The sequence below is a fragment of the Curtobacterium sp. AC272 genome (assembly GCF_979258155.1).
Genome location: NZ_OZ409838.1, coordinates 1,183,435 through 1,197,691 on the forward strand (window position 1 = coordinate 1,183,435; position 14,257 = coordinate 1,197,691).

The following is a 14,257-nucleotide window of genomic DNA, read 5'->3' on the forward strand; positions in this document are numbered from 1 at the left end:
CACGATGACTGCCGACGGCGCGTCCGGTGCGACGCAGGGCGGCGAGGGCATCCCGAACATCGACTCCGTCAAGAAGACAATCGCCACCTACTACGGCGACCCCGGCACGGGCCTGGCGAACCGGACCGACTCCCCTACATCCGCGAGATGCGATCGATCGTCGCCCGCCAGGGAGCGTCGCTGCAGCGCATCCACGACCGTGCCGTCCGGCACGGCGAGAAGCCCGCGATCGTCCTCGACGCCGACGACACCACCCTGTGGACGTACGACATGGAGGTCGCGGACATGCACTTCGTCTTCGACCCCGCACGGCAGGACGAGTGGGTGCAGGACGAACGCTTCGCCGCCACCCCGTCCATGGTCGGCTTCGTCAACCGCGCCGCCGCGATGGGCTTCACCGTCTTCGGACTGACCGGCCGGAACGACGACCAGAAGACCGCGACCGTGCAGAACCTGTCGAAGGTCGGCTACACCGCCTTCACCGAGGACCACTTCTTCACGAAGTGGACCGGCAAGGGCGCCTCGCAGCAGCCGTCGTACGTGACCTGCGCCGCCGCGAGCTGCACGACCGTCGAGTACAAGGCCCTGACCCGCAAGCACATCGAGCAGGACCTCGGCTACGACATCACGCTGAACATCGGCGACCAGTGGAGCGACCTGCAGGGCGGGTACGCCGAGCGGTCCCTCAAGCTACCGAACCCCACCTACTCCCTGCCCTCGGCCGACCTGCCCGGCGTCTCCGAGCCCCGGCTGTCCCCACGGACGCAGTTCACGATGGCGGCCGACGGCTCCTCCGGTGCGACGCAGTCCGGTGAGGGCATCCCGAACATCGACTCCGTCAAGAAGACCATCGCCACCTACTACGGCGACCCCGGCACGGGCCTGGCGAACCGGACCGACTCCCCCTACATCCGCGAGATGCGGTCCCTCGTCCGGCGGCAGGCCCCCGTCGTCGCCGCCCAGTGCGCCGTCGGCCGCAAGCTGCACCGCAACCCCGCGATCGTGCTCGACGCCGACGACACCACCCTGTGGACGTACGACATGGAGGTCGCGGACATGCACTTCGTCTTCGACCCCGCGCTGCAGGACGAGTGGGTGCAGGACGAACGGTTCCCCGCGACCCCGTCGATGACCTCGCTCGTGTCGATCGCACAGCGTTCCGGCTGCACGGTCATCGGGCTGACCGGCCGGAACGCCGATCAGGAGAAGGCCACCATCGACAACCTGCAGCGCGTCGGCTCCCCGCAGTTCTCGGCGACGACGCGCGGCACCGAGACGTACTACACGAAGTGGACCGGGGTCGGGGCGTCGCAGCAGCCGTCGTACATCACCTGCGCCACGGCGAAGTGCACCACCGTCGAGTACAAGTCGCAGACCCGGGCGCACATCGAGTCACGATCGGGCGGCCGGTACGACGTGGTCGCGAACTTCGGCGACCAGTACAGCGACCTGCTCGGGGGCTCGGCGGACCGCAGCGTCAAGCTGCCGAACCCGACGTACTACCTGCCCTGAGGCCGGCGCACGCCCTCAGCGGCGGTGCTTGCCGAGCGCCGCGTCCGGCGCCGCCAGCGGGTGGTTGCGGAACCACCGCAGCAGGGCGCGGGCCTTGCTCGTGTCCGCACTGCTGTCGCCGTCGACCAGGAACGCGTCGAACCCGTCCGGCAGCGGCGTCTCCGCGTCGCGGTCGAACGCCATCGTCCACTCGCCGAAGCGCGGCGTGTGGATGCGCTCCTCGACGAGCAGGCCGACGTCGGTGTGGCGAGGGTCGTCGATGATGCGCTGGTAGGTCTCGAGCACGGCGTCCTCCGGGCCCTCCAACAGCTGCATGAAGCGGCCGTCCTTGTAGACGAGCAGACCGGACAGGCCGGACGCGGCGTTGCGTGACCTGGCGTGCTCGAGCAGCGCGTCCAGCCGTTCCTGGTCGAAGGGCTCGTCAGCGGCACTCATGTAGAGGAGGGACAACAGCATGACGACCTGACGACCTTTCGACGCGCGGAGTGGGCTCGGTCTCGATCGTGGCCGATGGACGTCGCTTCCGGGAATCCCCAGAACGGGGAAGAACGTGCGGTGATCCGCACCCGTCACCGGGGGTCGTACGTGCGGACCCAGTCGATCTCGAGGTGGCCCGGGTCACCCCAGTTGCCGACCTGGAACATGTAGCGGTGCGGGGACGACGGGACGTTCCGGGCGACCGTGTACACCAGCTCGCCGTCGAGGTAGTAGTTGACCGCTCGGCCCGGGATCCACTCCATCGTGTACGTGTGCCACGAGCTCCAGGACACGCGGGTGTTGTAGTGGTCGAACCGCTTCTCGTGACCGGGGACCATCGAGTGGTGGAACACGCGGGGCGTGCTGTCGAAGTTGCCCTCGGGGAAGTTGACCTCGCCATCACCCCAGTCGTCCGACGTCGGCCACAGCATGACCGCGACGCCGTTGTCGGCGCCGCCGGTCGCGCGCGCTCGGATGCTGAACGTCCCGCCCACGTGGGACCAGGCATCCTCCGGGGTGCCGAAGGTGCCAGCCGCACCGTGCTCGCCGTCCAGGGCGACGTCCATGTACCCGTCGTGCGCGCTGATCTGCGAACCCGACCAGTACCGTCCACCGGTGCCGTCCGGGTACGGCTGCCACGACTGCGCGTACGTCGCAGCGAACGGCCCGTCCGCCGCCGCCGGTGTGTCGAAGTCGACCGAGAAGGTCGGCACCCGGCCGATCGTCGGGTCGGGGCGGACGGCGGGCCCGTCCGCCCGCAGTGGCGTCGCGTTCGTCTGCTGCCCCTGGGACGCAGCGGCTGCCGACGAGCGGCTGGATTCGGGAACTGCGGCGGCGCTCACGGCGAGTGCCGCTGCCGCCGCACCCACGAGGACGATCATCGTCACACGGGTGAGCACGGTGCCTCCATCGATCGTCCGCCGGAGGAGGCTGGGCGATGTGGTTCTTGCGTCGCAGGGACCCCCGCGACGTCGTCACGCTATCCCGGGCCCCGTGCCCCTGTCTGTCCTGCAGCCGAAGCGTGCGGCTTCACGCCAACAGAAAAATCCCCGGTCAGGACCTGATGCAGATCCGTGACCGGGGATGTGTGCTGAGCCGCCTGTCGGAATCGAACCGACGACCTATTCATTACGAGTGAATCGCTCTACCGACTGAGCTAAGGCGGCGCGCTCGCTCCGAACCCGGAGCGGCACGATCAATGACTATACAGGCTCAGACGAGTGAACGCGAAACGAGCACGCCGAGCTCGGCGAAGGACCTGCGGAGCTCGTCGACCAGGTGCGAACCGGCCTCGGACCCGGACCACTCCCACCAAGCGTGCCGGAGCGCACCGAGCGCCACGATCGACGCCAGGCGCGCCCGACGGCGGAGCGCATCGGGGTCCGCAGCGAGCTCGGGGTCCTCGCGTTCGAGCCGCCGGGCGACCGCCGCCTGGATCTCGGCCTGGAACTCCTTCATCGACTCCATGCGCCGGCTGAACAGCTCAGGGTTCGCCCGGAGCACCTGCTGTCGTTCCTCGATGAGTCCACGTTCCTCGATGAGCTCCTGCGTCGAGTGCACGAGCAGTGCACCGAGGTCCGACAGCAGGTCGCCGTCCGGTCCGCCGTCGACGAACTCCTGCAGCGCAGGATCGTCGGGCAGCTCCGGGTCGTCCCCGAGGATCGCCTGTTCCTTGCTCGGGAAGTAGTTGAAGAACGTGCGGGGTGAGACGTCGGCTCGACGCGAGATCTCGTCCACGGTGACCGCTCCGAGGCCGTCCTCGATCGCGATGCGGAGCGCCGCCGCCTGGATGGCGCGGCGGGTGGCGCGGCGTTTCCGTTCGCGGAGGCCGGGTTCAGCGTCGGGCATGCCGTGATTGTCCCATGCCCCACTCGCCGCGGGGAGAGTCCGTCACGGTCAGTGCCGGACGCGGGCGATCGTGACGAGCAGCGCCTCGAGCGCGAGCAACGCCGCCACGTTCGCGGCGATCCTTTGCCTGGCGAGGGCGATCGCGTCGAGCACCTCGAGCGCCGCGGCCGGCGTGACCGACTGCAGGGCCTGGTCGAGGTGGTCGCGCATCGCCAGGTTGACGGGTTCCGCCGGGGCACCGAGACCGAGCAGGAGCAGGTCGCGGTACAGCGAGGACACGTCGACCAGGATGCGGTCGAGACCGTCGCGCAGGCTGCGGGTCGCACGGCGCTTCTGGTCGTCCTCGAGCAGCCGGAGCTGCGAGCGGAGGGCCGGCGGGATCGTGCCGCCGGGTCCGATGCCGAGCGATCGCAGTGCGGCATCGCGCTCCTCGGAGTCGCGCTGCTGCGTGATGGCCTTGGCGTCCTCGTCGGCGACGGCGAGCAGGTCGGCAGCGGCCATCACGGCGTCACCGACGCTCCGGACTCCGAGCACGGTCGTCAGGGTGCGGCGTCGACGATCGCGGGCGTCTTCACTCGTCGCCAGGCGTTGCGCCATGCCGATGTGGCTCTGTGCCTGCCGCGCAGCGTCCATCGCGAGGGCACGGTCGATGCCGGTGCGGGCGACGAGCAGGTCGGCGACGGACTCGATCCCGGGGACCCGGAGGCGGACGGAGCGGACGCGCGACCGGATGGTGGGCAGCAGGTCCGCTTCACTCGGGGCGCAGAGGATCCAGACCGTGCGCTCCGGAGGTTCTTCCAGCGCCTTGAGCAGCAGGTTCGAGGTGCGTTCCGTCATGCGGTCGGCGTCCTCGATGATGACGATGCGGTACCGCCCGACCGAGGGCGAGTAGTACGACGACGTCACGAGCTGCCGGATCTCGTCGATGGTGATGATCACGCGCTGCGTCGTGAGCACCGACACGTCGGGGTGGGTCTTCGCGGTGATCTGCTGCAGAGTGTGGTCGTCGTCGGGACCGTTGCCCACGAGGGCCGCCGCGAACGCCGTCGCCACGTTCGACCGTCCGGACCCGGGGGGACCCGTGATCAGCCACGAGTGCGTCATGCCGCCGGTGCCGTCGGTCGACTCCGCGGCGTTCCGGAGGGAGGCGACTGCTTCTTCCTGCCCGGTCAGGCCGTCCCACACGCTCACGGGACCATCCTGTCAGCGACCACCGTCACGCGGGCGACCACCGTCACGCGGGCGACCACGGTCATGCCGGGTCGATCGCGACGAGTGGGGCGACCGCGGCACGGATCGCACGCTGCACGTCCTCGGTGGAGCCGCCGGCGTCGACCACCAGGAAGCGGTCGGGTTCGGCCGCCGCCATGTCCAGGAACGCTCGTCGCACCGACTCGTGGAACGCCTCGGCCTCGGACTCCAGGCGGTCGAACGTGTCACCACGGGCCGCGGCGACCCGGGCGCGTCCGACCGTCACGTCGAGGTCGAGCAGGATCGTCAGGTCCGGCGCCAGGCCGTCCGCCGCCCACTCCGACACCGAGCGGATGTGCTCGGAGCCCAGACCGCGCGCGACGCCCTGGTAGGCGACCGACGAGTCGATGTACCGGTCTTGCAGCACGACCTCGTCACGGGCGATCGCGGGACGGACCACCGTCTCGACGTGGTGTGCCCGGTCTGCCGCGTACAACAGCGCCTCGGCGCGGGGCGACACGTGCCCGCGCTCGTGCAGCACGATCTCACGGATCCGGAGACCCAGGTCGGTGCCGCCGGGCTCGCGGGTGCGCAGGACCGTGCGGCCGTGCTCGACGAGCCACGCCGAGAGCAGCTCGGCCTGGGTCGTCTTGCCCGCGCCGTCGCCGCCCTCGAGCGTGATGAACCGTCCGGTCACTTCTTCTTCGCCGGTGCCCGTCGGGCCGGCGTCTTCTTCTTGACGGGGCCCTTAGCGCGCTTGTCCGCGATGAGCTGGACCGCACGGGCGTGGTCGACCGCCTCGACGTCCTCGCCCTTCGGGATCGTCGCGTTCGTCTCGCCGTCGGTGACGTAGGGGCCGAACCGGCCGTCCTTCATCTTGATCGGCTTGCCGGACACGGGGTCCGCCTCGAACTCCTTGAGCGCGGAGCTCGCGGCACGGTTGCCGCCGTACTTCGGCTGCGAGAAGATCTCGAGCGCACCGGGGAGGTCGATGTCGAAGATCGCGTCCTCGCCCGGGAGCGTCCGGGTGTCCGTCCCCTTCTTCAGGTACGGGCCGTAGCGACCGTTCTGCGCGGTGATGTCGTTGCCGGTCTCCGGGTCCTGTCCGACCACTCGGGGCAGGTCGAGGAGCTTCAGCGCGGTCTCGAGGTCGACGGTCGCCGGGTCCATCGACTTGAAGAGCGACGCGGTCCGTTCCTTGGGCGCCGCGGCCTTCTTCGTCGTCTTCTTCGCCGGGGCCTTCTTCGCCGGGGCCTTCTTGCCGGTCGTCGTCTCGGCGGGGGCCTCGGCCGCTGCGGGCTCCGGGGCGGCGGCTGCGGCGTCGACGACCTCGCCGGTCTTCGGGTCGACGGTGGGCTCGGGCTCCGGAGTGCGCTCCGTGACGTAGGGACCGAAGCGGCCGTCCTTCGCCAGGACCTCCTTGCCCGTGTCCGGGTTGATGCCCACGACGCGGTCGCCGATGACGGGGGCGTCGACGAGTTCCTTGGCCTTCTCGACGGTCAGCTCGTCGGGTGCCAGGTCCTCGGGAACGTTGACGCGACGCGGCTTCTCCGGGTCGTCGCTCGGCACCTCGATGTAGGGGCCGTAGCGACCGATCCGCAGGGTGAGGCCCGGTGCGAGCTCGACCGAGTTGATCTCACGCGCGTCGATCTCGCCGAGGTTGTCGATGACGGTCCGCAGGCCACGCTGATCGTCGTCGCCGCCACCGAAGTAGAAGCCCTTGAGCCAGTCGACCCGGTCGGCGTCGCCGCGGGCGATCCGGTCGAGGTCCTCTTCCATCTCGGCGGTGAAGTCGTACTCCACCAGTTCGCCGAAGTACTCCTCGAGCAGCCGGACCACGCTGAACGCGATCCAGTTCGGCACGAGCTGGGTGCCGCGCAGGGACACGTAGCCGCGGTCGATGATCGTCGGGCTGATCGTCGGGTAGGTCGACGGACGCCCGATCCCGAGCTCTTCCAGCGTCTTGATGAGGCTGGCCTCGGTGAAGCGCGGCGGCGGCGTCGTGTCGTGCCCCTTCGCCAGCACGTCGTGCACCTCGAGGTGCTCGCCCTGCTTGACGTCGGGCAGCGCGACGTCCTGACCGGCACGCTCGCTCGACTCGTGGCGGTCCTCGTCGCGGCCTTCTTCGTAGGCGCTGAGGAACCCGCGGAAGGTGATGACGGTGCCGGACGCGGTGAACTCGGCGTCCGTGCCGTTCGCGGTCGACGTGATGCCCTCGACCGACTCGGTCGATGCGATGCCGAGCACGATCGATGCGGTCGACCCCTTGGCGTCCGCCATCTGGGAGGCGACGGTGCGCTTCCAGATGAGGTCGTAGAGCCGCCACTCGACACCGGTGAGCGTGCCCTGGAGCTCCTGCGGGGTGCGGAAGGTGTCGCCCGAGGGACGGATCGCCTCGTGCGCCTCTTGCGCGTTCTTGCTCTTGCTCGCGTACAGACGGGGCTTGTCCGGCACGGTCGCGGCGCCGTACAGGTCGGCCGCCTGCTTGCGGGCCGCGTCGATCGCCTGCTTCGAGAGCGAGACCGAGTCGGTACGGATGTAGGTGATGTACCCGTTCTCGTACAGCGTCTGCGCCGCACGCGCCGTCTGCCGCGGCGACAGACGCAGCTTGCGCGCTGCCTCCTGCTGCAGGGTCGACGTGGTGAACGGTGCCGCCGGACGGCGGGTGTACGGCTTCGAGTCGACGCTGCGGACGGTGGCGTCCCCGGCGCGCTCGAGCACGGTGGTCAGCGAGGCGGCTGCGGCCTCGTCCAGACGCACGACGTCACCGCTGAGCGCACCGCGGTCGTCGAAGTCGCGCCCCGAGGCGACGCGGGTGCCCTGGATCCGGGCGAGTCGCGCCGAGAAGGAGGACTCCCCGTCTTCTCGAACCGAGCGGAGAGGTCCCAGTAGTTGGCCGAGACGAAGGCGAGACGCTCGCGTTCGCGGTCGACCACGAGCCGGGTCGCGGCGGACTGCACGCGACCGGCGGAGAGGCCGGGAGCGACCTTGCGCCACAGGACCGGCGAGACCTCGTACCCGTAGAGGCGGTCGAGGATGCGGCGGGTCTCCTGCGCGTCGACGAGGGCGGTGTCGAGCTCACGGGTGGCCTCCTGCGCACGCTGGATCGCCTCCTTCGTGATCTCGTGGAAGACCATCCGCTTGACGGGGACCTTCGGCTTGAGGACCTGGAGCAGGTGCCAGGCGATCGCTTCACCCTCGCGGTCTTCATCTGTTGCGAGGTAGAGCTCGTCGGCATCCTTGAGCGCACGCTTGAGCTCGGCGACCGTCTTCTTCTTGGCGTCGGACACGACGTAGTACGGCTCGAAGCCGTTGTCGACGTCCACCGAGAACTTGCCGAGGGAGCCCTTCTTGAGCTCGGCCGGCAGGTTCTTGGGCTCGACGAGGTCGCGGATGTGTCCGACCGAGGCCTGGACTTCGTATCCGTCACCGAGGTATTGCGCGATCGTCTTCGCCTTCGCAGGGCTCTCGACGATCACGAGCTTCTTCGTGCCTGGCACGTGTCTCCTTGATCCGTGGTGCTGGTCGGCCCTGGACACGAACGTGTCCGGGTCGCCCGGGACATCGGTGACCGGTGGCCGACAGGCACACCATACACACCGTGGTCGGGGTGGTCGTCCGCCGGACCGGCGACCGCGGATGCGCCGACGGCGAACGGTCCGGAGCCGACGACCACCCGCACCCGGGCCATCGCGGCAGCGAGGTCGCAGGCCACGAGGGACGAGCCGTTCGCCCGTGCGACCCGCTCGGCGACGTCGCACGGCGACCCCGTCAGGAGTCCGATGGACGTCGCTGCGGCCGAGGTCGCGGCGGCGTCGGCGGCGTCCCCGGCCCGGACCGCCTGCGTGCGGTGTCCGGCGGCGGCGAGCGCCGACGACGCGACGAGCACCCCGACGCCGAGGACGGCGGCGACGAGCACGGTCACCGAACCGCGCTCGGGGTCAGCGTCCCCCGGCCGCAGCACACGCCGTCGCCCGGAGCGGCAGCGCCGAGGAACGGACCGGTGCTGCCGCGCGTGGCGTCGACGCAGACCAGGTCGTCGGTGCGCCGGATCGTGACGGAGGATCCCGGCGCGATCTGCTCGGCGGCGGCGAGTCCGACGGCGTCGTCCCCACGCCCGACGCCCCGCGCGGCCGCCGCGGCGGCCGACTGGAGGCGTCCCTGTCCGTCGACGACCAGCACGGCCGCGACGAGCAGGGTGAGGACGAGCGCGACGGCGGGCAGCACGACCGCGAACTCGACCGTGACCGAGCCCCGGTCGGAGCCCCGGTCGGAGCGCCGCTCGTGGTCACAGCGACAGGGCACCGCGGACGAGCTCGGTGAGGATGGTCTGCACCTCGCCCGAGCGCATGACGGCGACGAGCACGCCGGCGAACGCCACGGCGGCGAGGATGACGACCGCGTACTCGGCGGTCGCGGACCCCTGGTCGTCCTGTGCGACGGCGCGGAGCCGCTCGACGACGCGGTTGGCCCGACGGATTCGGTTCGAGGTGGTGCTCATGGGTTCGTCCCTTCTGTTGCGGTCATCCCAGCGTGGCGCGTGGCGACCGGGCGATCAGGGCCTCGATCGGCATCTGTGGAGAGGTCATCGCGCACCGACGACGGTGGAGGAGAGGACTCCGACCACGACGGGGACCACCCCGACGAGCACGAACGCGGGCAGGATGCAGACACCGAGCGGCAGCACCAGTCGGACGGCCAGGCGCTCGGCCGCGGTGAAGGCCTGCGGCAGCAGCGTCGTCACGGACGTCCTCGGCGGCGCGGCGCAGCAGTCCCGCCGCGGGCACGCCCGCTCGCCTGGCCAGGTCGAGGACCTCGCGGAGGCGGACCACGTCGGCAGCCGGCGGGACGATCCCGTCGGCGGCACGACGGACCGCCTCGCCGGCGTCGATCCACGAACCGCCGCCCGCGACGGCCACCGCCCAGGCGTCGAGGACGACTCCGGGCACGCGTCCGTCCGGCGTCGCCGACCGGACGAGCCGCGCGGTCCAGGCACGCCCGGACAGGACGAGCACGGCCGCGAGCGCCGAGCAGACCCAGCCGAGCGGCGAGCTCGTGAGGACCTGCACCGCTCCGGAGCCCCACGCGGCCCCGAGTCCGAGGCCGAACAACGGCAGCGCCAGGACGACGCGGGCGCTGGTGCGCGGGCCGGCGAGGGCGACCCGGATCGCCCGGTCCGACGCTGCCGATCGGCGGAGCGCTCCGGCGAGGGCCCCGAGCGTCTCCGCGACGGGGGCGCCGGTCCGGTCCGCGACCCGCAGGACGACGGCGATGTCCGCGGACGCGGGAGCGGTCCCTGCGGGGAGCCGGCCGACGAGTTCCCAGGCCCGCGGCGGCGGGACCCCGGCGGCGACGAGCGTCGCGACCCGGTCGAGGGTGCCGGCCACGCGCGCCGGGTCGAACCGCACAGGACGCCGGGCCCGACGCCCCAGGAGCGACCCCGTGCTCACGGTGCTCCGTCCACCGGGCGCACCACGAGCCTCCCGTCCGACCCGACGTGGAACGCGCCCACCGCGACGAGCCGTCGTCCGCCTGCCCGACGCTCGACGTGGAGCACCAGGTCGAACGCGCTGACCGCTTGTCGGGCCAGCGCCTCGACGCCGAGCCCGGCGAGGGCGCCGAGCGCCTCGAGCCGAGCGGCGACGTCCGCGACACCGTTGGCGTGCACGGTGCCGGCGCCCCCGTCGTGGCCCGTGTTCAGCGCGGACACGAGCTCGCGGACCTCGGCACCGCGGCACTCCCCACGACGATCCGGTCCGGGCGCATCCGCAGGGCCTCACGCACGAGCCGGTCGAGGCCGAGCGCGCCGACGCCCTCGGCGTTCGCCTGCCGCGCTTCGAGTGCGACCACGTGCGGATGGGCGATGCGCAGCTCGGCGACGTCCTCGACCGTGACGATCCGCTCGTCGGCCGGGACGGCGCCGAGCATCGCGGCGAGCAGGGTGGTCTTGCCGCTGCCGGTTGCGCCGGTGACGAGGACGTTGCGGCGCCGGTGCACGGCGTCCTCGACGACGGAACGCGGCACGTGCTCGAAGGTGCCGGCGCGCTCGAGCGCGGCGAGGGTCGGCCGGGCGGGGTGTGGGAGCCGGATCGAGATCGCCGTGCCGCCCACCGAGACCGGGGCGAGCACGACGTGCACCCGGATCCCGTCGCCGTGGCGGACGTCGGCGCACGGCGTGGTCTCGTCGACGTGGCGTCCGCCGAGCGCCACCAGGCGCGTGGCGAGCTCGCGGGTGCGCGCCTCGGTCAGGCGCGGCGCGGCGGTTTCGAGTCCGCCACCACGGTCGATCCAGGTGCCGACGCCGCCGACGACCAGGACGTCGGTGACCCGGGCGTCCGTCACGAGCCCGGCGAGTTCCTCGAACTCGACGACACCGTGCGTCCGGCGCCGAAGGGCGGCAGCGGCAGCCCCCGGCGGAAGAACCCCCGGCGGAAGAGCCCCCGCCCCAGGCAGGGACGGCCCGGCCCCCGGCAGGAAGGGCCCGGACCCGGGCAGGGACGGCGTGGCACGGTGACGGCGCATGACGCCAGAGCGTAGGAGGAGAGCCGTTTTCGGCATCCGGTGCCACAACCAGCCTGTGGAGAGGTAAGCGCCGATGGTACCAACGGACCGATTTGTCCCCGAAACGGAAAGCCGTACCCCACTCAGTGAGGAGTACCCGACACGGCGCGACGGCAGACCACACGAGCAGGTCCCGTCGATCGCGGGCGCCGAGACGGAGTAGCAATTGCTACGAGCCCGCCGACCGTTCCATGCGTGAGCATGTACCGGTCTGTCCACTCGACCGGCGTCCCCGTGCGGATCGCCGCCGATCGTCGGCGGTCGGCGAGCGCTGACCGCTCGAGCCGGACCCCGGACAAAAGAAGAGGCGGCACCGGTTGGGGGAACTGGTGCCGCCTGGACACCGAAGGATTGGGGGAATCCGATTCGGTGCCGCCGGAAACGAGTCCAGCAGGAACTACTGTACCCCACGATCCGCCCCTCGGGGCAACCCCCGACACGACCGCCGGGCGTGCCGCCGCGACCGGGACAGCCGACCCCGCCCGACGTGCCGCCGCGACGAGGACACCGCCGGCCCCACCGTCGCGGCCCGGCTGGCCCGCACCCGGGCCGCCGCTCGTCACGGAACCACGCAGCGCACCGGCCGAGGGGTAGTCTCCGTGGCGCACCCTGAGGACGCAACGACGCGAAAGGACATCGATGTCCACTCCGACCCAGACCGACCACCGCGAGGACGACGGCGCCACCTTCCCGCCGACACCCGAGTTCGTCGCCGACGCCGTCGCGCACGAGGACCTGCACGAGGCCGCCGCCGCCGACCGCGAGGCCTTCTGGGCCGAGCAGTCCCGCAGCCTGCTCGACTGGCGCACCCCGTTCACGCAGACCCTCGACTGGTCCGGCGCCCCGTTCGCGAAGTGGTTCGCCGACGGCACGCTCAACGTGGCCGAGAACTGCCTCGACCGGCACGTCCGCGCGGGCAACGGCGACCGGGTGGCGATCCACTTCGAGGGCGCACCCGGCGACACCCGCCGCATCACCTACGCCGAACTCACCGCCGACGTGCAGCGCGCCGCGAACATGCTCACCGACCTCGGTGTCGGGCAGGGCGACCGCGTCGTCGTCTACCTGCCGCTCATCCCCGAGGCCGTCGTGACGATGCTCGCCGTCGCCCGCATCGGCGCCGTGCACTCCGTCGTGTTCGGCGGGTTCAGCGCCGAGAGTCTCCGTGCGCGCATCGAGGACGCCGGCGCGAAGCTCGTCGTCACGGCCGACGGCGGTTGGCGGCGCGGCGCGGTCTCCGCGCTCAAGCCCGCAGTCGACGAGGCACTCGAGGGCGAGGGCACCGAGAGCGTCGAGCACGTCCTGGTCGTCAAGCGCGGCGGCAACGAGATCGCCTGGAACGACCGCGACCTGTGGTGGCACGACGAACTGGCGAAGGCGGACGCCACCCACGAGGCGCAGGCGTTCCCCGCCGAGACCCCGCTCTTCATCCTGTACACCTCGGGCACGACCGGGAAGCCGAAGGGGATCGTGCACACCTCCGGCGGGTACCTGACCCAGGCCGCGTACACGCACAAGAACGTGTTCGACATGCACCCGGAGAAGGACGTCTACTGGTGCACCGCCGACATCGGCTGGATCACCGGGCACTCGTACGTCGTCTACGGCCCCCTGGCGAACGGCGTGACGCAGGTGCTCTACGAGGGCACGCCCGACGAGCCGAAGCCCGGCCGCTGGTGGGACATCGTCGACTCCTACGGCGTCACCGTCCTGTACACCGCGCCGACGGCGGTCCGTGCGGCGATGAAGGCCGGCCGTGAGATCCCCGAGGCCCGCAGTCTCGAGACCCTCCGTCTGCTCGGCAGCGTCGGCGAACCCATCAACCCCGAGGCGTGGAACTGGTACCGCCAGGTCATCGGCCACGACCGCACGCCCATCGTCGACACGTGGTGGCAGACCGAGACCGGCGCGATCATGATCTCCGCCCTGCCCGGCGTCACGAAGCTCAAGCCCGGTGCCGCGCAGACGCCGCTGCCCGGCATCGTCGCCGAGATCGTCGACGACGACGGCAACCGCGCCGATCCCGGCGAGAGCGGCTACCTCACGATCACGGAACCGTGGCCGTCGATGGCGCGCGGCATCTGGGGCGACCCGGACCGCTTCGTCGAGACGTACTGGTCGCGGTTCCCCGGCCGGTACTTCGCCGGCGACGGTGCACGGCTCGACGGCCAGGGCGACATCTGGATCCAGGGCCGCGTCGACGACGTCATGAACGTCTCGGGCCACCGCCTGTCGACGGCCGAGATCGAGTCCGCACTGGTCGGGCACGAGGGCGTCGCCGAGGCCGCCGTCGTCGGGGCCGCCGACGAGACGACCGGACAGGCGGTCGTCGCGTACGTCATCCTGACCGCCGAAGCCGCCGCCGACGTCGACCGCGAATCGGCGTCGACCGAACTCCGCAACTGGGTGGGCAAGCGCATCGGTGCGATCGCGAAGCCCCGCCAGGTGGTCATCGTCCCCGAGCTGCCGAAGACGCGCTCCGGCAAGATCATGCGGCGCCTGCTCCGCGACGCGGCCGAGGGCCGCCGCATCGGCGACACGACGACGCTGGCCGACCCGACGATCATGGCGACCATCGCGGAACTCATGGAGTCCCGGTAACGGAAGCAGGGCCTCCCGTCCGTCTCGGACTGGAGGCCCTGCTCACGTTCGTTCCGTCGGTCGCTGC

At 71.3% G+C, this 14,257-nt stretch carries 11 protein-coding genes, 1 tRNA gene and 2 pseudogenes; 2 read left to right on the plus strand and 12 right to left on the minus strand.

Annotation, left to right across the window (positions count from 1 at the left end; genetic code table 11):
- Nucleotides 1-147 precede the first annotated feature (147 nt).
- The gene (locus ACZZ0J_RS05855; protein ID WP_463435424.1) at nt 148-1,512 is read left to right on the plus strand and encodes an HAD family acid phosphatase; all 1,365 of its coding nucleotides are present in this window, start codon (nt 148-150) and stop codon (nt 1,510-1,512) included.
- A 15-nt stretch (nt 1,513-1,527) separates the two neighbouring features.
- Here ACZZ0J_RS05855 and ACZZ0J_RS05860 read toward each other — a convergent pair whose 3' ends face one another.
- The 12 genes and pseudogenes from ACZZ0J_RS05860 to ACZZ0J_RS05915 form a co-directional block, all read right to left on the minus strand.
- The gene (locus tag ACZZ0J_RS05860) at nt 1,528-1,968 is read right to left on the minus strand and encodes a BLUF domain-containing protein (protein ID WP_123338900.1); all 441 of its coding nucleotides are present in this window, start codon (nt 1,966-1,968) and stop codon (nt 1,528-1,530) included.
- Nucleotides 1,969-2,081: 113 nt separating this feature from the next.
- On the minus strand, nt 2,082-2,888 hold the full coding sequence (locus tag ACZZ0J_RS05865; protein ID WP_159573048.1) for a glycoside hydrolase family 16 protein: 807 nt from the start codon (nt 2,886-2,888) through the stop codon (nt 2,082-2,084).
- Between the two features lie 194 nt (nt 2,889-3,082).
- Nucleotides 3,083-3,155 (minus strand) — tRNA-Thr (locus ACZZ0J_RS05870).
- Nucleotides 3,156-3,201: 46 nt separating this feature from the next.
- A complete protein-coding gene (locus ACZZ0J_RS05875; RefSeq protein WP_463435428.1) occupies nt 3,202-3,837 on the minus strand; it encodes a TetR/AcrR family transcriptional regulator in 636 nt (211 codons plus the stop codon).
- Between the two features lie 48 nt (nt 3,838-3,885).
- Nucleotides 3,886-5,028: a DNA polymerase III subunit delta' gene (locus ACZZ0J_RS05880; RefSeq protein ID WP_463435430.1), complete on the minus strand. Its 1,143-nt coding sequence runs from the start codon at nt 5,026-5,028 to the stop codon at nt 3,886-3,888.
- Nucleotides 5,029-5,089: 61 nt separating this feature from the next.
- On the minus strand, nt 5,090-5,725 hold the full coding sequence (gene tmk, locus ACZZ0J_RS05885; protein WP_159573160.1) for a dTMP kinase: 636 nt from the start codon (nt 5,723-5,725) through the stop codon (nt 5,090-5,092).
- Nucleotides 5,722-8,528 (minus strand): annotated as a pseudogene (topA, locus tag ACZZ0J_RS05890) (type I DNA topoisomerase). The gene tmk and the pseudogene topA overlap by 4 nt, the downstream one beginning before the upstream one ends.
- Nucleotides 8,504-8,953 (minus strand): hypothetical protein, encoded by a 450-nt coding sequence (locus tag ACZZ0J_RS05895; RefSeq protein WP_463435433.1) that lies wholly within the window; start codon nt 8,951-8,953, stop codon nt 8,504-8,506. Before ACZZ0J_RS05895 ends, topA begins: the two are co-directional and overlap by 25 nt.
- On the minus strand, nt 8,950-9,333 hold the full coding sequence (locus tag ACZZ0J_RS05900; RefSeq protein ID WP_463435435.1) for a TadE family type IV pilus minor pilin: 384 nt from the start codon (nt 9,331-9,333) through the stop codon (nt 8,950-8,952). The genes ACZZ0J_RS05895 and ACZZ0J_RS05900 overlap by 4 nt, the downstream gene beginning before the upstream one ends.
- Nucleotides 9,317-9,529 (minus strand): DUF4244 domain-containing protein, encoded by a 213-nt coding sequence (locus ACZZ0J_RS05905; RefSeq protein ID WP_159573157.1) that lies wholly within the window; start codon nt 9,527-9,529, stop codon nt 9,317-9,319. Before ACZZ0J_RS05905 ends, ACZZ0J_RS05900 begins: the two co-directional genes overlap by 17 nt.
- A gap of 22 nt (nt 9,530-9,551) precedes the next feature.
- Entirely contained in the window at nt 9,552-10,415 is an 864-nt protein-coding gene (locus ACZZ0J_RS05910) for a type II secretion system F family protein (RefSeq protein WP_463435437.1), read from the minus strand.
- A 59-nt stretch (nt 10,416-10,474) separates the two neighbouring features.
- Nucleotides 10,475-11,586 (minus strand): annotated as a pseudogene (locus tag ACZZ0J_RS05915) (CpaF family protein).
- A 642-nt stretch (nt 11,587-12,228) separates the two neighbouring features.
- Between ACZZ0J_RS05915 and acs the strand changes: the two are divergent.
- Nucleotides 12,229-14,190 (plus strand): acetate--CoA ligase, encoded by a 1,962-nt coding sequence (acs, locus tag ACZZ0J_RS05920; protein WP_214546264.1) that lies wholly within the window; start codon nt 12,229-12,231, stop codon nt 14,188-14,190.
- Nucleotides 14,191-14,257 lie beyond the last annotated feature (67 nt).

What these genes read in the sequence shown, in the direction of transcription:
- ACZZ0J_RS05855 (WP_463435424.1), top strand. Translation starts at nt 148, where the DNA reads ATGCGATCGATCGTCGCCCGCCAGGGAGCGTCGCTGCAGCGCATCCAC.
- ACZZ0J_RS05860 (WP_123338900.1), bottom strand. Translation starts at nt 1,968, where the DNA reads ATGCTGTTGTCCCTCCTCTACATGAGTGCCGCTGACGAGCCCTTCGAC.
- ACZZ0J_RS05875 (WP_463435428.1), bottom strand. Translation starts at nt 3,837, where the DNA reads ATGCCCGACGCTGAACCCGGCCTCCGCGAACGGAAACGCCGCGCCACC.
- ACZZ0J_RS05905 (WP_159573157.1), bottom strand. Translation starts at nt 9,529, where the DNA reads ATGAGCACCACCTCGAACCGAATCCGTCGGGCCAACCGCGTCGTCGAG.
- acs (WP_214546264.1), top strand. Translation starts at nt 12,229, where the DNA reads ATGTCCACTCCGACCCAGACCGACCACCGCGAGGACGACGGCGCCACC.